This is a genomic window from Micromonospora sp. NPDC005215 (genome assembly GCF_040607915.1).
Classification (GTDB): Bacteria; Actinomycetota; Actinomycetes; order Mycobacteriales; family Micromonosporaceae; genus Micromonospora.
Genome location: NZ_JBEXHQ010000034.1, coordinates 18,700 through 34,854, shown reverse-complemented (window position 1 = coordinate 34,854; position 16,155 = coordinate 18,700). Strand labels below are relative to the sequence as shown.

Annotated in this window: 19 protein-coding genes; 10 read left to right on the top strand and 9 right to left on the bottom strand. The window is 72.1% G+C overall.

Annotation, left to right across the window (positions count from 1 at the left end):
- Positions 1–88: 88 nt before the first annotated feature.
- Positions 89–808 carry a spermidine synthase gene (locus ABZU25_RS23505; protein ID WP_355031518.1) on the bottom strand — a complete coding sequence of 240 codons (720 nt, stop codon included), beginning with the start codon at positions 806–808 and terminating at the stop codon, positions 89–91.
- 126 nt (positions 809–934) lie between these two features.
- On the opposite strand from ABZU25_RS23505, the gene eccB reads away from it, so the two are divergent.
- Complete coding sequence (eccB, locus tag ABZU25_RS23500; protein WP_355031517.1) at positions 935–2,311, top strand: type VII secretion protein EccB; 1,377 nt, start codon at positions 935–937, stop codon at positions 2,309–2,311.
- 29 nt (positions 2,312–2,340) lie between these two features.
- Here eccB and ABZU25_RS23495 read toward each other — a convergent pair whose 3' ends face one another.
- From ABZU25_RS23495 to ABZU25_RS23480, 4 genes are read right to left on the bottom strand one after another with little or no spacing between them, the layout of a single operon-like run.
- Positions 2,341–2,946, bottom strand: coding sequence for a class I SAM-dependent methyltransferase (locus tag ABZU25_RS23495; protein ID WP_355031516.1), 606 nt, complete (start codon positions 2,944–2,946; stop codon positions 2,341–2,343).
- A gap of 54 nt (positions 2,947–3,000) precedes the next feature.
- On the bottom strand, positions 3,001–3,867 hold the full coding sequence (locus tag ABZU25_RS23490) for a carbohydrate ABC transporter permease (protein ID WP_355031515.1): 867 nt from the start codon (positions 3,865–3,867) through the stop codon (positions 3,001–3,003).
- The gene (locus tag ABZU25_RS23485; protein WP_355031514.1) at positions 3,867–4,823 is read right to left on the bottom strand and encodes a sugar ABC transporter permease; all 957 of its coding nucleotides are present in this window, start codon (positions 4,821–4,823) and stop codon (positions 3,867–3,869) included. The genes ABZU25_RS23490 and ABZU25_RS23485 overlap by 1 nt, the downstream gene beginning before the upstream one ends.
- Positions 4,820–6,214 carry an extracellular solute-binding protein gene (locus ABZU25_RS23480; RefSeq protein ID WP_355031513.1) on the bottom strand — a complete coding sequence of 465 codons (1,395 nt, stop codon included), beginning with the start codon at positions 6,212–6,214 and terminating at the stop codon, positions 4,820–4,822. Before ABZU25_RS23480 ends, ABZU25_RS23485 begins: the two co-directional genes overlap by 4 nt.
- A gap of 115 nt (positions 6,215–6,329) precedes the next feature.
- On the opposite strand from ABZU25_RS23480, the gene ABZU25_RS23475 reads away from it, so the two are divergent.
- From ABZU25_RS23475 to ABZU25_RS23455, 5 genes are read left to right on the top strand one after another with little or no spacing between them, the layout of a single operon-like run.
- On the top strand, positions 6,330–7,367 hold the full coding sequence (locus tag ABZU25_RS23475; RefSeq protein WP_355031512.1) for a zinc-binding dehydrogenase: 1,038 nt from the start codon (positions 6,330–6,332) through the stop codon (positions 7,365–7,367).
- Positions 7,367–8,188: a sugar phosphate isomerase/epimerase family protein gene (locus tag ABZU25_RS23470; RefSeq protein WP_355031511.1), complete on the top strand. Its 822-nt coding sequence runs from the start codon at positions 7,367–7,369 to the stop codon at positions 8,186–8,188. The genes ABZU25_RS23475 and ABZU25_RS23470 overlap by 1 nt, the downstream gene beginning before the upstream one ends.
- Positions 8,189–8,199: 11 nt before the next feature.
- Complete coding sequence (locus tag ABZU25_RS23465) at positions 8,200–9,540, top strand: hypothetical protein (protein ID WP_355031510.1); 1,341 nt, start codon at positions 8,200–8,202, stop codon at positions 9,538–9,540.
- A gap of 55 nt (positions 9,541–9,595) precedes the next feature.
- Positions 9,596–9,994: an NUDIX domain-containing protein gene (locus tag ABZU25_RS23460; protein ID WP_355031509.1), complete on the top strand. Its 399-nt coding sequence runs from the start codon at positions 9,596–9,598 to the stop codon at positions 9,992–9,994.
- 42 nt (positions 9,995–10,036) lie between these two features.
- A complete protein-coding gene (locus ABZU25_RS23455; protein WP_355031508.1) occupies positions 10,037–10,633 on the top strand; it encodes a DUF2267 domain-containing protein in 597 nt (198 codons plus the stop codon).
- Between the two features lie 44 nt (positions 10,634–10,677).
- Here the strand turns inward: ABZU25_RS23455 and ABZU25_RS23450 are convergent, their stop codons facing one another.
- On the bottom strand, positions 10,678–11,295 hold the full coding sequence (locus ABZU25_RS23450) for a helix-turn-helix domain-containing protein (protein ID WP_355031507.1): 618 nt from the start codon (positions 11,293–11,295) through the stop codon (positions 10,678–10,680).
- A 69-nt stretch (positions 11,296–11,364) separates the two neighbouring features.
- Between ABZU25_RS23450 and ABZU25_RS23445 the strand changes: the two genes are divergently transcribed.
- Entirely contained in the window at positions 11,365–12,129 is a 765-nt protein-coding gene (locus tag ABZU25_RS23445) for an SDR family oxidoreductase (RefSeq protein ID WP_355031506.1), read from the top strand.
- Between the two features lie 9 nt (positions 12,130–12,138).
- On the opposite strand, the gene ABZU25_RS23440 is transcribed toward ABZU25_RS23445, so the two are convergent.
- Both ABZU25_RS23440 and ABZU25_RS23435 read right to left on the bottom strand, forming a co-directional pair.
- Positions 12,139–13,368 carry a hypothetical protein gene (locus ABZU25_RS23440; RefSeq protein WP_355031505.1) on the bottom strand — a complete coding sequence of 410 codons (1,230 nt, stop codon included), beginning with the start codon at positions 13,366–13,368 and terminating at the stop codon, positions 12,139–12,141.
- Between the two features lie 26 nt (positions 13,369–13,394).
- Complete coding sequence (locus tag ABZU25_RS23435; RefSeq protein WP_355031504.1) at positions 13,395–13,910, bottom strand: NUDIX domain-containing protein; 516 nt, start codon at positions 13,908–13,910, stop codon at positions 13,395–13,397.
- A gap of 65 nt (positions 13,911–13,975) precedes the next feature.
- Between ABZU25_RS23435 and ABZU25_RS23430 the strand changes: the two genes are divergently transcribed.
- Positions 13,976–14,467: a type II toxin-antitoxin system PemK/MazF family toxin gene (locus tag ABZU25_RS23430; protein ID WP_030336385.1), complete on the top strand. Its 492-nt coding sequence runs from the start codon at positions 13,976–13,978 to the stop codon at positions 14,465–14,467.
- Positions 14,468–14,537: 70 nt separating this feature from the next.
- Here the strand turns inward: ABZU25_RS23430 and ABZU25_RS23425 are convergent, their stop codons facing one another.
- On the bottom strand, positions 14,538–15,188 hold the full coding sequence (locus ABZU25_RS23425; RefSeq protein ID WP_355031503.1) for an NAD(P)H-dependent oxidoreductase: 651 nt from the start codon (positions 15,186–15,188) through the stop codon (positions 14,538–14,540).
- 161 nt (positions 15,189–15,349) lie between these two features.
- Between ABZU25_RS23425 and ABZU25_RS23420 the strand changes: the two genes are divergently transcribed.
- Together ABZU25_RS23420 and ABZU25_RS23415 are read left to right on the top strand one after the other, a co-directional pair.
- Entirely contained in the window at positions 15,350–15,694 is a 345-nt protein-coding gene (locus tag ABZU25_RS23420) for a metalloregulator ArsR/SmtB family transcription factor (RefSeq protein ID WP_355031502.1), read from the top strand.
- The gene (locus ABZU25_RS23415; protein ID WP_355031501.1) at positions 15,678–16,151 is read left to right on the top strand and encodes an SRPBCC family protein; all 474 of its coding nucleotides are present in this window, start codon (positions 15,678–15,680) and stop codon (positions 16,149–16,151) included. The genes ABZU25_RS23420 and ABZU25_RS23415 overlap by 17 nt, the downstream gene beginning before the upstream one ends.
- Positions 16,152–16,155 lie beyond the last annotated feature (4 nt).

Genomic DNA, 16,155 nt, shown 5'->3' with positions numbered 1-16,155 from the left:
CACGTTCCCCGTCCGGCCGACACCATGCCGATTGATCGACTCGGGTTCCTTGAGCCCAAGGGCGTCCGGGCCGCGAAACACCCCGAGTTCAGGCGTTGGCGCGCGCCACGTAGACCGTGTTCGCGGACTCGCCGCCGGTCAGCGGGTTCGCGAACGGCACGACGTGCGCCCGCACGTCCACGAACACCTCGCCGAGCGCCGCGGTGAACTCGGCGTCCGGCGGGTCGTCCGACCAGAGCGCGAAGACCCCCTCCGGGCGCAGCAGCGCGGCCAGGCGGCGCAACCCGGCCGGCGGGTAGAACGCGGCGTGGCTGGGGTGCAGGACGTTGCGCGGGGAATGGTCGACGTCGAGCAGCACGGCGTCGAACCGCCGCCCGGGCACCTCGGCGTCGAAGCCGACGTCACCGGCCACCGCCGCGAAGAAGTCGGCCTGCACGAACTGGGTCCGCGGGTCCTCGGCGAGCCCTGCCGCGAACGGCAGCAGACCCCGACGGTGCCAGTCGATCACGTCCTCGATGGCCTCCACCACCAGCAGCGAACGCACCCGTGGGTCGCCCAGCGCCGCGCAGGCGGTGTAGCCCAACCCGAGACCGCCGACCACCACGTCGAGCGAGTCCCCGGCCACCTCGGCGAGACCCAGCCGGGCCAGCTCGATCTCCGCGACCGGGAACAGGCTGGACATCAGGTACTCGTCGTCGAGTTTGACCTCGTACACCTCGACCTGGAGGGCCGGATCCCGGCGTCGGCGCAGGCTGATCGCGCCGATCGGGGTCTCCCGCCAGGCCAGCTCCTCGAAACGCGTGCCCACGGGTGCCCTCTCGCCGCCGGATTCGTCCCCGGATGGTACCGGTTGCCCCGTGCCGGACACGCAGGGTCCCGAGACATCGACGCAACGCATATTCTGTGCCCCGGCCGATCCACCGGAAGGGACCTCATGCCGTCGCGGCAGGACCAGCTGCACTCCTACCAGTTCAGCGTCCAGCGGGCGGTCGCCGCTCTGGTCATGTGGGAGACCGACCCCGCGCAGTCGCCGTTTCGGCGGCTGGCCGGCGCCGGCCTGGCCAGCGTCCTGGTCGCGGCGATCGGGCTCGGCGGCTTCGCGCTCTACGGCCTGTTCGCCGGGGGCGGCAAAGGCTGGCGCGACCCGGGTGCGGTGATCGTGGAGAAGGAGTCCGGCGCCCGGTTCGTCTATCGCGAGCAGAAGCTGCACCCGGTGCTCAACTACGCCTCCGCGCTGCTGATCGTCGGCGCGGACCAGTCCAAGACCGTGCTGGTCTCCCGACGCACGATCGACGGCGTGCCGCGCGGGCTGCCGCTGGGCATCGCCGACGCGCCCGATTCGCTGCCCGCCCCCGGCCGGCTGGCCACGGCGGCGTGGACCGTCTGCTCAACGGCCCCGGCCGGCGAGGCGCCCCGCTCCGCGCTGCTGATCGGCACCGAGCCCGAGGGTGGCCGGCCGCTGGGCGACGAGGCGTTGCTGCTGCGGCACCCCGACGGCGGGCTGCACCTGGTCTGGCACCAGCGGCGCTACCTCGTCCGCGATCCCAGCCGGGTGCTGGCGGCGCTCGCCACCACCCGGGCGCAGGCGGTGGAGGTGGCGCCCGCCCTGCTCAACTCGCTGCCCGCCGGCACCGACCTCGCCCCGCTCGACCTACCCGGGCTGGGTCAGCCCGCGACCCGGGTGGCGGGCGCCGCGATCGGCACGGTCTACCTGGTGAGCAACTCCGGTGGCGGCCGGCAGTACGCGGTGGCCGTCGACGCCGGCCTGGCCGGCATCACCGAGTTGCAGGCCGGGCTGTTGCTGGCGCGCACCGGTCAGGGTGAGCCGGTGCCGATGACGTTGGGCCGTTTCGCCGCGCTGCCCACGGTGCCCGACCTCGCGCCGAGCGGCGCGAACGCCCCACCGCCGACCCCGCCCCGGCTCGCGGCCGGCGACGACGGCGCCCTCTGCACCCGGGTCGCCGACGACGGCGGGGTTGCCGAGGTGCGCTGGGGCGTACCGCTGCGGGACCTGGCGGCCACGCCGCGGACCGTGCCCGGCGGCGGCGCGGTGCTGGCCGACCACGTGGTGGTGGAGCCGGGTCGTGGCGCGGTGGTCGAGGCCACCGCGGCGCCCGGCGCAGCCGGCGGGGCGGTCTCGGTGGTCACCGACCTGGGCCGACGGTACGTGTTGGCCGACCGGGACGTGCTCCCGATGCTCGGTTACCGCGATGTGCGCCCGATGCGGCTGCCCGCCGGGCTGGTCAGCCTGGTGCCCGCCGGCGCCACCCTCGACCCGGCCGCCGCTCGGGCCGTCGCCAGCCCCGACTGACGGTGACGCCTTACCGGCCGGGTCGGGTGTCAGTCGGCCGGGCGGCGCAGGATGCTGACCGCGAACGGCGCGTCGTCGCGCCACGGGCGCAGGTCCCAGGTGGCGAAGCGATGCTCCACGCGCAGCCCGGCGGCCACCGCGTCGGCGTCGAACGCGGTCAGAGGGTAACCCCGCTCGGTGCCGAAGCCCACGGTCAGCACACCGTCGGGGCGCAGGTGCGCGGCGACCCGGCGCAGCACCTCCGGTTCGGTGCCGACGGCGACGAAGGCGAGGACGTTGCCGGCCAGCACCGCCGCGTCGAACGGCTCCGCCTCACCCAGCGCCGGTAGGTCCAGCTCGGCCAGGTCGGCGACCAGCCACGTCGGGCCGGGATGGTCGGCGCGGGCGGCGTCGACAAGCATCGGGTCGGCATCCACTCCCACCACGGCGTGGCCACGCTCGGCCAGCGCGGCACCGACCCGGCCGGTGCCGCTGCCGGCGTCGAGGATCCGTGAGCCGGGCGCGACCAGAGTGTCCACCAGGCGGGCCTCGCCGGCCAGGTCCTCGCCCTCGGACGCGAGCTTGCGGAACCGGTCGATATACCACTGTGAGTGCTCGGGGCCGGTGTCGGTCGCCCAGCGGGTCGGGTTGGCCATGTGGCCACCGTAACCGGGCCGGTGAGGGTGCGGCGGGGGACCCGGAGGAGACGATCATCCCTTCTCCGCGCCGCTGGTCAGCCCCTCGGTGAGCAGTCGCTCGCTGGCGAAGAAGAGGATCACGATGGGCAGGGTGAGGACGACCGACCCGGCCATCAGCACCGTCTTGGGCACCTCCACCCCGTCGGCGAGCAGGGACAGCCCCAGCGACACCGTCCACCGGTCGGGTTTGTCGATCAGGAACAGCAGGGCGAAGAGGAACTCGTTCCAGGCGATCATGAAGTCGTAGAGCGCGACCGCCATGATCGACGGCATGGCGAGGGGCAGGCTGACGCGGCGGATGATGCCGAGCCGACCGGCGCCGTCGATGGCGGCGGACTCCTCAAGACTCACCGGAATGGTCTCGAAGTAGTTCCGCAGCATGTAGACCGACACCGGCAGCGTCTGCGAGATGTAGACAAGCACCAGGCCGAACAGCGAGCCGCGCAGCTCGGCAAGGCTGAACACCACGAACAGTGGGATCGCGATGACGATCGACGGGAACAGGTAGACCGCCAGGAACAGGAAGTCGACCTGCCGTCGGCCGAAGAACCGCAGCCGGGCCACCGCGTACGCGCCCGGGATCGCCACCAGCAGGGTGAGCGCGGTCGCCGCGACCGCCACCACCCCGCTGTTGCGGATGAAGGTGAGGAACCCCTGGCCGCCGTCGTCGGTGGCCTTCAGGACCTCGGCGTACGTCGCCACGGTCAGCTCACCGAAGCCGACCACCAGCTTGCCGGGGTCGAGCAGCAGCTGCTCGATGGGGCGTACCGAGAGCACCAGCATGTAGTAGAAGGGGAAGACGGTGACCACCAGGAACACGGCGATCACCAGGCGGCGCAGCCAACGCAGGCTCACCGTCTCGACCACGTCGCGGTCCATCAGCCGACCCTCCGTCCGAAGAAGCGCAGATAGATCAGCACGAACACGATGAGCACCACGGCCAGCACGACCGCCTGCGCGGAGGCCGCGCCGATGTCGGTGCGAGCGGTGAGAAACTCGTACACCCGCACGCTGACCACCTCGGTGCCGGCCGCGCCACCGGTGAGCAGGTAGACGTCGTCGAACTTGTTGAACGTCATGATGAAGCGCAGCACGCCCAGCAGGGCGATCACCGGCAGCAGTTGGGGCAGCAGGATGTGCCGGAACCGTTGGGTGGGGGTGGCGCCGTCGACCCGGGCGGCCTCCTCCAACTCGCCGGGCACCGCCTGGAGCCGGGCCAGCAGGAACAGGAACGCGAACGGGAAGTACCGCCACGCCTCGAAGGCGATGACAGTGCTCAGCGCTGTCGACTCCTGGGACAGGAACGGCACCGGGGCGTCCCAGCCCAGCAGGCGTTGGCCCCACGCGTTGACGATGCCGAGCTGTGGGTCGAGCATCACCTGCCACACGAACGTCACAGCGACCACCGGTGCCACGTACGGCAGCAGCATGGACGCCCGGACCAGCGTGCGGCCCCGGAACGGCCGGCGGACCACCAGGGCGGCCACCAGACCGAGCACTATCGACCCGACGGTGCCACCGATGCTGTAGATCAGCGTGACCCACAGCGTCTCGGCGAAGCCGGGGGTGTGCAGCACCCGGTCGAAGTTGCCCACAGTGAACTCGCCGAACAGGCCGGTCTTGCGCAACGTGGCGAGCCGGACCCGCTGGAAGGCGAGCACCACGGTCCACACGATCGGGATGCCGATGACCGCGATGGTGACGAGCAGGGTCGGTGCGACGAGCGCGAGCCCGGCACGGGATTCGCGGCGGCGCAGGGTCAGTGGGCGGCGGCGGGCCCGTCCCGGCCGCTCCCGGTTGGGGGAGCGGCCGGTCTCGGGCGCGGTGGTGGTCAATTGACGCCCGCCTTGATGGCCTCGACGTCCTTCTTGGCCCGGCTGGCGGCGGCTGCGGCGTCGGACTTGCCGGAGTAGACGTCGGTCAACGCCTTGGGCACCGGCAGCTCACCGAGCATGGCGCCGACCAGCTTGCCCTGCCCCTGGGTGAGCCCCCAACGCTGGAAGGTGTCCGGGCTGCGACGCAGGGTGGCGAGCACCTCTTCGCCGAACACGTCGGCGAGGGGCTTCTTCGCGTCCACCCCGGCCTGGCTGGTGTTCCAGGCGGTGAGGTACGCCTCGGGCTCGGTCGTGGTGCCCTTGCGCACCGGGAAACGGCCCTCGGGGGACATGCCGAACCAGCGGGAGTAGCCGTCGCCGAGCATGTACTCCACGAAGGACTTCGCCGGGTCGCTCACCGCGCCGTCGAGCACCGCCCACGAGCTGATCTCGCCGTACTGCGCCGGCTCGGTGCCGTTCGGGCCCTTGATCGCGGTGACGAATCCGCTGTTCTTCGCGAGAAACGCCGGGTCGGTCTGACACTGCGGGCAGGTCGGCTTGGCGTCGTTGCGCAGCCCGGCCAGCTCGTCGAGGATGAATGGCGACCAGATGACCATGGCCGCCTTGCCGGCGAAGTAGGTCGCCCGGGTGGTGTCCACGTCCTGGGCGCCCTTGACCGAGCTGGTGCGGATCAGGTCGCCGTAGAAGCGGATCGCCTCGACGCACTGGGGCGAGTCGAGAGTGACCTTTCCGGAGTCGTCGGTGAGTTGGCAGCCGTTGGCCAGTGCCAGGTGCTCGAAGGTCTGCTGGGTGAACACGTCGCTGGCGGAGGTCGCCGCGGTGATCCCGGCGACGCCGCCGGTGTTGAGTCTCGTCGCGGCGTCGGTGATCCGCTCGTACGTGTCCGGGGCGGGCAGGCCGGCGGCGGCGAACAGGTCCTTGCGGTAGACGAGCAGTTGCCCCCATCCGTCACTGGGGACGGAGAGCTGTTTGCCGTCGTCGGAGGTCAGCTCCAACGCCCGGGGCGAGAACGTCTGCCTGCCCAGCTTGTCGACGATCTCGGCGTTCGCCGTGGCGTGCAGCAGCTCGTTGCCGGCGAGCGTACGGATGCCGGCCAGGGAGACCGAGCCGACCACGTCGGGCAGGTCGCCGGCGGCGGCGTTGGCGGCGATCAGGGAGGGGAACTGGTCCTCGTTGACGGTCACGAGGTCGACCTGGATCCCGGTCCTGGCGGTGAAGTCGGCGATGATCGCCTTGGTGGCGGTCACCCGGTCGGCGACGTCTTCCAGGCTCCAGACGGTGATTTTTTTGCTGTTGCTGTCCGGTTCGTCATCTCCGCAGGCCAGCAGGGTGGACGTTGCCAGTGCCATGATCAGGGTGGTGGCGAGTATCCGCCTCGGAGGTGCTGACATCGGTGGCACTCCTCTCGAAGGGTACATGCCGGATTCAACACCATCGATAGATCAATGGCAAGACATATGGCGATTTTTTGCTATCCTGGAGCCCAGTGCTACCGGGATGTGACACATGGGCAACTGGGTCGTCTCTCTCGCCGGGCCTCGACGGATCAGCCTCGAGCCCTGCCCACCGGATCCGCTCGGCCCCGGTCAGGTCCGGGTCCGCACCTGCTACTCGGGCATCTCCGCCGGCACCGAGCTGACCCTCTACCGGGGCAGCAATCCGCGGCTCAGCAAGGACTGGGACGACACCGCCCGGATGTTCGTCCCCCGCCAGACCCCGGTTCCCTACCCGCTTATCGGTTTCGGCTACGAAGAGGTCGGCGAGATCGTCGAGGTGGCCCCGGAGGTCACCGACCGGCACCCCGGGCAGCTCGTCTGGGGCATCTGGGGTCACCGGGCCGAGGCGGTGCTCGCCGCCGACGCGGTCCGTGCACTCCCCACCGGGCTGGATCCGCTCGCCGCCGTCTTCGCCCGGCCCGGCGCCATCGCGCTGACCGCCGTGCTCGCCGGTGACCTGCACCTCGGTGACTGGGTCGGCGTCTTCGGGCAGGGCGTCATCGGGTTGCTCGCCACCCGGCTCGCCGTGCTCTCCGGCGCCCGAGTCGTGGCCGTCGACCCGGTGCCCGGTCGGTTGGCGCACGCCGCCCGCTACGGCGCGAGATTCACAGTGGACGCCCGCGCGGAATCCTCGGCAGCCGTGCTGCGTCGGGCCACCGACGGCCGGGGCGCTGACGTCTGCCTGGAGTTGTCCGGCGCGTACCCGGCGTTGCACGAGGCGATCCGGTCCACCGCGCACGCCGGCCGGGTCGTGGCCGCCGGCTTCTACCAGGGCCAGGCCGATGCGCTCGGCCTCGGCGAGGAGTTCCACCACAACCGCATCCAGTTGGTGGCCGCCCAGGTCTCCGGGCCCACCCCCGCGCCGAGCATGGCCGGCCGGTGGACCGGAGACCGGGTGGCGCAGACCTTCATGGATCTGGTGGCTGAGCACAGCCTCGACCCGATGCCGCTGGTCAGCCACATCGTCGACGCCAGCGCCGTCGCCGACGCCCTCGCGCTGCTCGACCGCGGCGCCGGTGACGTCCTCCAAGTGGTGCTGAGGTTCTAATGACCACCATCGCGCTGGCCTGCCAGGAACAACTCCTGCCGGGCACCAACCTGACCCAGAAGTACGCGCTCGCGACCGCCCTCGGCTACCAGGGCATCGAGTTACGCGGGCGCGGTGACCTCGCGTTCGCCCGCCGGTTGCCGGAGCTGCGCCGGGCCCGCGCCGACGGGGCCGTGCTGCCCACCGTCTGCGTCGAGATGGATCACTTCATCGGCGACTTCGACCCGGCCCGCTCCGCCGACGCCGTCCGTAACCTGCGCTCACAGCTCTCGGTGATCGCCGAGTTGGGCGGCGTCGGCGTGCTGACCCCGGCGGCCTGGGGGATGTTCTCCCGACGGCTACCACCGTTCGAGCCGCCGCGCCCGCCGGCCGGCGACCGGCAGGTCCTCCTCGACGCCCTCGGCGAGCTGGGCGAGCACGCCAGGGCCGAGGGGGTCACCCTCTTCCTCGAACCCCTCAACCGGTACGAGGACCACATGGTCAACCGTCTCGACGAGGCTGTCGCGCTCTGCGCCGCCGTCGGGATGCCGTCGGTCCGGGTGGTCGCCGACACCTTCCACATGAACATCGAGGAGGACGACATGCACCGCGCGCTGCGTGCCGCCGCGCCATACCTCGGGCACGTGCAGGTCAGCGACTCGAACAGGTTCCAGCCCGGCGCCGGGCACCTGGACTGGCCGGCACTGGTGCGTACCCTGCTGGAGCTGGACTACCGGGGCTGGCTGGCCCTGGAGTGCCGGCTGCGCGGCGACCCGGTCCGGGCCCTGCAACAGGCCGCGACGGTCCTGCGACACGCGCTGCCCCGGGCGGCCGCCGCGTGACCGCCGGAGGTGTGACAGCCGACGCCGACCCGGCCCGCACCGGTGGGCCGGCCGAGGGTGCCGGGCTGCGCCAACTCGCCGTCGACACGCTCGACGCCAACTGGGAACGCGACCACACTGTGCCCTCGCGCACCCTCTACCCGCACCAGTGGAGCTGGGACTCCGCGTTCATCGCGGTCGGGCTGGCCCAGGTCCGCCCCGAGCGCGCCTGGCGGGAGCTGGCGAGCCTCTTCCGGGCGCAGTGGGCCGACGGGCGGGTGCCGCACATCGTGTTCAACCCGGCGATGCGGGTCGGCACGTACTTCCCGGGGCCGGAGCTGTGGCGCTCGGCGAGCGTCGCTGGCACACCCGCCGTGGACACCTCCGGCCTGGTCCAGCCACCGGTGCACGCGCTCGCCGCGTGGCTGGCGTACCGGCGGGCACCGGACCCCGCCGGTCTGGCTGCGCTGCGCCGGCTCTATCCCGCGCTTGTCGCCCAGCAGCGTTACCTGGCGACGCGGCGGGACGTGGCCGGTGACGGGCTGGTCTGCATCGTGCACCCGTGGGAATCTGGGTTGGACAACAGCCCGGCCTGGGACGAGCCGATGGCCGCGGTGGCGGCGGAGGCGACAGTCATGCGCGCGTACCGTCGGCACGACACCGCGCACGCCGACGCCGCGCACCGCCCCACCGACCTGGACTACGCGCGCTACCTGGCGATCGTCGCGGCCTACCGGGACCACGGCTACTCCGACCGTCGGCTGGCCGACGGTCACCCCTTCCTGGTGGAGTGCCCGCTGTTCAACGCGGCGTTCGGGTCCGCCGAACACGCCCTCGCCGAGATCGCCGTGCTGGTCGGCGCCGACCCGGGGCCGCACCGGGCCCGCGGGGCCCAGATCACCGAGGCGCTGCTACGACGGCTCTACGACAACGGCACCGGGACGTTCCAGCCCCGTGACCTGCGCACCGGCCGGCTGGTCAGCGCCCGTACCGTGCTCGGGTTGACGCCGCTGATCCTGCCCGACCTGCCCGCGCGGCAGGCCGACGCGCTGGCCGTCGAGGCCCGGTCGGCGCGGTTCGGGGTGGCCCGGCGAATGGACCGGCCGTTGCCCACCTACGACCGCACCGCGCGCGACTTCGAGCCCCTGCGCTACTGGCGTGGGCCGAGTTGGCTGAACATCGGCTGGTTGGTCCGGCGCGGGCTGCTCGCACACGGGCACCCGGAGCTGGCTGCCGGGCTGCGTCGCTCGATGATCGACCTGGTCGGCGGGGCCGGCTGCCACGAGTACTTCCACCCGGACACCGGCGCCGGGTTGGGCTCGCCGGCGTTCAGCTGGACCGCCGCGCTGCTGCTCGACCTGCTGGCCGAGTGATCGTGCGGCGGCCACCGGCTGGTAGCGTGCCCGATCTTCGACCGGAAGGGGCGGCGTGCGCGAGATCGACAAGGTGGCCTGGATCCTCATCGAGGACGGGCGGGTGCTGAGCACCCGGTCGGCGGGCAAGGATGTCTGGTACCTGCCGGGCGGCAAGCGCGAGCCCGGAGAAACCGACCTGGAGACCCTGCGCCGGGAGATCGACGAGGAGTTGAGCGTCGAGGTGGACGTGCGCCACGCGGTGCACCTGGGCACCTTCACCGCGCAGGCGCACGGGCACGCGGGTGGTGTCACAGTGCGGATGACCTGCTACCGGGCCGGTTACCAGGGACTGCTGCGGCCGGCCAGCGAGATCGCCGAGATGGCCTGGCTCGGCTATGCCGACCGGCACCGCACCTCACCGGTCGACCACCTCATCTTCGACCACCTGCTGGCCGAGGACCTCCTGCGCTGACGGCCCAGTTTGTCCCGGCCGGCGGGGGGTAACCGCCCGGACGTGACCGACCGCGACGGGTTCCCGTACTTCATCGACGCGGTGTCCCGCCGGTCCGGCCTGCCGCCCGAGCAGGCCGCCGCGCTCGCCCGCGCCGTACTCCAGACGTTGGCCGAGCGGGTGACCGGCGGCGCGGCCGACGACCTCGTCGGGCACCTGCCGAACGAGGTCGACGGCTACCTGACCGGCCCAGCCCCGGACCTGACCGGCCCAGCCCTGGACCTGACCGGCCCAGCCCCGGACCTGACCGGCCCAGCCCTGGACCTGACCGGCCCAGCCCCGGACCGAGCCGGGGCGGTCGGTTCTGCCCCCGATCCGGCCGGGGTCGGCGGACCGGATGGCGGCCTGGACGGGCTGGACACCGGGGTGCGGCTGGACATCGGTGGCGCCGCCGCGGTTCCTCCGCCGCCGGACGCCGGTCCGGCGGAGTTCCTGCGCCGGGTGGGCGAGCGCGCCGGAGTGGACCCGGCTACCGCCCGAGCGGGAACCGGCGCGGTCTTCGGCACGTTGCGTTCGGCGATGACCGTTCGGGAGTTCCGGCAACTGGTGGCGCGACTGCCGCGCGACGGCGACGGCGGAGCCCCGCGATACCTGCCCTGACCCCGCCCCGCGCCGTCCGGTCCGGGCGAGATCCATCCGATGGATCATCGCGCCTTCGGGTGGGCACTGCCGAAGTCGTCGCCGAAGGCGGCGTTGAATGCCGTCGCGATCAGCTCGGGCAGCTCGCCTCGTCCGTCGTCCTCGGCCCAGCGCACGACCGCTGTGTGCAGGGCGGCGAGGCAGGCGCTCGCCGCCGCCTGGACGCGGAACGCCGTGTCGGGGTCGGTGGCGTCGTCCCCGACGGCGGCGACGATGACCTGCTGTAGGGCGTACTGGTTGTCCAGGTGTTTCGCCCGCAGGGCCGGGGTCGAGATCATGAGGCGAAGGCGGGCCAGCAGGAACTCCCGGTGGTTCCCACCGGTCAACGTGGCGGCCGATTCGATGAGCGCGCCGCCGATGCGCCGGACCAGAGGCTGCGCGGCCGGTGCCGCCGCGATCCGCTCGGCGACGAGTTGGCCGCGCTCATCGAGGAGGACGAGGTCCTCCTTGGTGGGGAAGTGCCGGTACACGGTCATCGGGGACACCCCTGCGGCCTCGGCGACGTGGTGCACGGTCGTGGCGTCGTAGCCACGTTCGCTGAACAGCCGTACCGCCTGCGCCTGGATCGTGCGCTGCGTGTCGGCTCGTCGTTGGGCTCGCAGTGTTGATCGCTGGTCGGGCATGTGATAGACACTACCTCAGTGATAGTTACTACCAGGTTGGTGGTGACTAACAGATATGAGGTGGGTGGCATGGGTGATCTGACCGGCCGGACGGCTCTCGTGACCGGGGCATCGCGCGGCATCGGCCAAGCGATCGCGGCCCGGCTGGCGGCCCAGGGGGCGATGGTCTTCGTGCACTTCGGCACCGACCAGGACGGGGCGACGGCGACGGTCGACGCGATCGGACGTGCCGGCGGAACCGCGCTCGCCGTCCGCGCGGAGTTGGGCGTGGACGACGACGTCGAGACGCTCTTCGCGGGGGTCGAGGCCGCTCTGGCCGGGCGGCCACTCGACATCCTCGTCAACAACGCGGCGACCGCGCCGGCGGGTCCGCTCGGTGCCACCACGCGGGCGGAGTTCGACCACCTCTTCGCGGTGAACGTGCGCGCGCCGTACTTCATCACCCAGCGGGCACTGTCACTGCTGCGCGACGGTGGTCGCATCATCACGATCTCGTCCGTGGCGACCCGGATGGCCAACCCCACCCAGACGTCCTTCGCCATGACGAAGGGCGCGGTCGAGACGATGAGTATGACGCTGGCCAACCAGGTCGGTGTCCGAGGCATCACGGTGAACGCGGTTGCTCCCGGCGCCACCCGAACGGCGACCAACGGGTCGGTCTTCGAGGCGCCGGGCCTGACCGAACTGATCAGTGCGACGACCGCACTCGACCGGCTGGGCGAGCCCGACGACGTCGCCGAGGTGGTCGCGTTCCTCGCCTCCGACGGAGCGCGCTGGATCACCGGCCAGGTCATCGACGCGAGTGGCGGCCTGTTCCTCGGACCGCGCGTCTGAGCACGGGGATCACGTCGCGGAGTCGGGCAGGTCCTCCGGGTCGGTGATCCAGGCGGAGAACACCGGCACCCCGTGCCACGGCCCGGTGGCCCCGTCCGGCCGGGTGTCGGTGGCGAGGGCCACCACGGCGTACGGGTGGCCAAAGCGCAGTTCCGCGGTGCGTGCCACGCCCTCCGGCGGCAGGCTGACCACCCCGAACATCCCGGTCACCGCGGCTGCCTCGAAGCCGTACCTGTCGTACCGGGCCAGCGCCGTCTGTCGTGCCTCGAAGCCCCGCACAGGTTGGGCCAGCGCCCTCGCCAGCGCCGCAGTGGCCGCCGGAAAGCCCAGCGCCGGAGCGCTCAGGTCGTGCTCGCTCCGGGCCGACCAGCAGGGCAGCACCGCGGTGTGCCGCTCCTCGCGGCCGTCGCGGGCCCGGGTCCGGACCCGCTCCTCGCTCAGCGTCCACAGCGGAGTCTCGCCGAGCGGCAGGTCGAACAGTGATCGACTGCCGGCCGGTGGCGTGCCGTCGGCCGCGCCGGCGCTGAGGTCGTACGCGACGGCCAGCACCTCGGCGGGCGACACCTGCGGTGCGGCGGCCACCGAGAGGACGACCAGCCCCGCGCCGTCGCTGCTCTGGGCCGGCGCGGCGTGCACGATCACGTCACCGATCCGTGTGCTGGACACGATGGCGCACCGGTGGCCCTGGCTCGGGCTGCGCAACACCTGGCGTAGCCGGCGCGCCCAGGCGCTGCCGGCACCGAGCGCGCGGGCGTCGGCGGGGTCGAACGGGGTGGCCCAGGAGATTCGGGTGGCCAGCGCACTGGCCAGGGCGAAGACCACCTCCGGGCTGACCTTCAGCGGGAACGTGTCGATCAGGCCGTCGGTGTGCTGGCGCGCCCAGGCGTCCAACCCGGCCTGGTCGGGCAGCGCGCCGACCTCGGTCGTCGCGGGCAGCGCGGCCCGCCAACCGGTCGACCCGTCGCCGCCCTGGCCCGCCCGGTGCCACAGCGCGGTGGCGGACGCGACGAGCGGATGCGGCGCGTCCAGTAGCGCTCGGGCGACCTCTGCCGCGCTGGCCAGGTCGGTGCCCAGAGCGCGAGCCAGATCCTCGGCGGCCGGGTCGGAGTCGGCGGCGGTGGCGCAGACCGCGAGCAGCAGCCAGGCGCCGAGCGGGGAGGCGACGTGGTGCCGGTCGCCGATCGTGGCGTGCAACCGCGCGGCGTACGCGGCGAGCGGCCCGTGCAGATCGGTCGTCATGCCCCCACTCTGCCCGCCGGGCCGGCTCACGACCACAACTCGAACGGTTCGTCGATCTCCTCGCCAGCCAGGAAAGGCGTGATCAGCTGGGGGAGTTGCCCGGGGTAGAACCGGTCCGGGCTGGCCACCACCTCCGGCAGCGGCCACCAGCGGAAGCCGAAGTAGTCCTCCCGTTCGTAGTCGAGGCGGTGCGCCTCGTCCACGTCCGGACCGGGGCCCGCCAGTCGTACGGTGACGACGACCTCGTCCTGGACGTGCCGCAACTGACGGTGCAGGAAGCTTGCCCGCCGTCGCCAGGTCGGCGCGCCCACCTGGTCGGCGGCGACCACGATGCCGGTCTCCTCGCGTAGCTCGCGCACCGCGGTGTCGCGGTAGGTCTCTCCGGGGTCCATGCCGCCGCCCGGCAGCTCCCACCAGGTGCCCAGCCGAGGATGGTCCGGGTCGTGGGTGTGGAACAGCAACACCCGATCGCTGTGGTCGACGACCACCACCCGTACCGCACGCCGTTCGAGGATCGGCAGGTCGTCGGGTAGGTCAGTCATCGGCCCAGTCTGCCGCAGCAACTCCCACGCCGCCGGCCGGCGGGGCGGCGGGTAGGCTGCCCGCCGTGGCTGGTCTGTTGAGGAATGTCGCGGCTCGTATCTCCCGGGTGGGCGCGGTGATCCCGTCGCCCCGACGTACCGGGCCGGCACCCGCGCAGGTGGCCCGCCGCCGTCAGGTGAGCGCCCTGCAACGACGGGAGCTGACCTACGCCCCGGAGCGCGACGGTCAGGCCGACCCCGGCGAGATCGTCTGGACGTGGGTGCCGTACGAGGACGACCCCCGGCAGGGCAAGGACCGGCCGGTGCTGGTGGTCGGGCGGCACAGCCGGACGCTGTTCGGGCTGATGCTGTCCAGTCAGAGCGAGCGGGACGGGCAGCGGCACTGGTTCGCGCTCGGGCCGGGTGAGTGGGACCGGGACAACCGGCCGAGCTGGGTCCGGCTGGACCGGGTGCTCACCATGCGGGAGGACAGCATCCGCCGCGAGGGCGCCGTGTTGGATCGACCCCGGTTCGACCGGGTCGGGCAGGCGCTGCGCGCGGGCTACGGCTGGCGTTGACAGTGCGGCGGTAGGCCGACCGGGCGTGGCAGCAGGCCGTCGGCCTGGCCGGACGGCAGGGCCGTGATGATCAGGCCGATGTGTGGCTCGGGCCGACTGCGGCGCCCTGCGTGTCGGGCGGTGGGTACGGCTGGTCGGCGAGCAGCCGTGCCAGGTGCGCGGTGTTGAGGGCCAGGGCCTTCGTGGTGCGGCCGGTGGTGTCGGGCTTGGGACCGGCGTCGCGGTAGTCGACAGTGTGCAGAGCCTCGCCGACCCAGTAGGTCGCGGCGGCGGCGGGGACGGTGAACCCGACCTCGTTGAGTGCCTGCTGCACCTCGCCGATGGTGTGGTGCGCGCCGTCCTCGTTGCCGACGACGGCGACGCCGGCCACCTTGCCGTAGGTGCGCAACCGACCGGCGGCGTCGGTCTCGGACAGCTCGGCGTCCAGTCGTTCGAGGACCATCTTGCAGACGCTGGCCGGCTGACCGAGCCAGATCGGCGTGGCGATGATGAGCACCTGGGCCGCCAGCAGCTTGGCGCGGATCGCCGGCCAGCCGTCGCCGTGGCCCTCGTCCGTCGACACGCCGAAGCGCACGTCGTGGTCGACCACCCGGACCAACTCGCCCTCGACGCCCTGTGCGGCCAGCTCGGCCAGCACCTCCCGGCCGAGTTGCTCGGAGCTGGACGGGGCCGGTGACGGCTTGAGGGTGCAGCTGAGTACGAGGGCGCGAATGCTCGCCACTGTGGTTCCTCCCGGTGGTCGGCTGGGCTGCGGTTGTCCCATACCCGGACAGTGACCTCCGAACACCCTCGCCCATCCGGTGCGGCGAAGCCGTTGACGGGATGGCGTTGAGCTGTATATTCAACCCGAAGGTTGATTAACCCAACGGTTGAAAGCGACAGATGATAGCAGAGCCTCTCGACGCCGTGTTCACAGCGCTCGCCGATCCGACCCGCCGGGCCATCCTGGCCCGGCTGGCGACCGGTACGGCGACGGTCAACGAACTGGCGGCACCGTTCCCGATCAGCGTCCAGGCGGTCTCCAAGCACCTCGCCGTGTTGGAGCGTGCGGGCCTGATCGTGCGGACCCGCGAGGCGCAGTGGCGTCGCTGCCGGCTGGACCCGGCGCCGCTGCGGACGCTCGCCGAGTGGGTCGACAAGTACCGCCGGCTCTGGGACGACCGTTACGACGCCCTGGACAACTACCTACGCGACCTGGAGGAGACCCACAATGAGCAAACTCCCTGACCTGACTGTCGACCTGCCGTCCGACCGGGAGATCACCCTCACCCGGTCCTTCGACGCCCCGCGCGAGGTGGTCTACGCCGCGCACACCCAGGCTGAGCACCTGAAGCACTGGTGGGGACGGGGTAACCCGCTGGATGTCGAGATCGACTTCCGCAAGGGCGGCCACTACCGCTACGTCGAGCACGCCAAGGACGGCAACGACTACGCCTTCCGCGGTGAGTTCCGGGAGATCGTCGTGCCGGAGCGAATCGTGCAGACCTTCGAGTTCGAGGGCATGCCCGGCCACGTGGCGGTGGAGACGCTGGTCTTCACCGAGCGCGAGGGACGCACCACCGTCACCGTCACCGCCCACTACGACACCACGGAGGAGCGCGACGGCGTGGTCGACTCCGGTATGACGCAGGGCGCCGCCGAGTCGTACGCCGCGCTGGACCGGCACCTGACCACGCTGCGCTGATCGG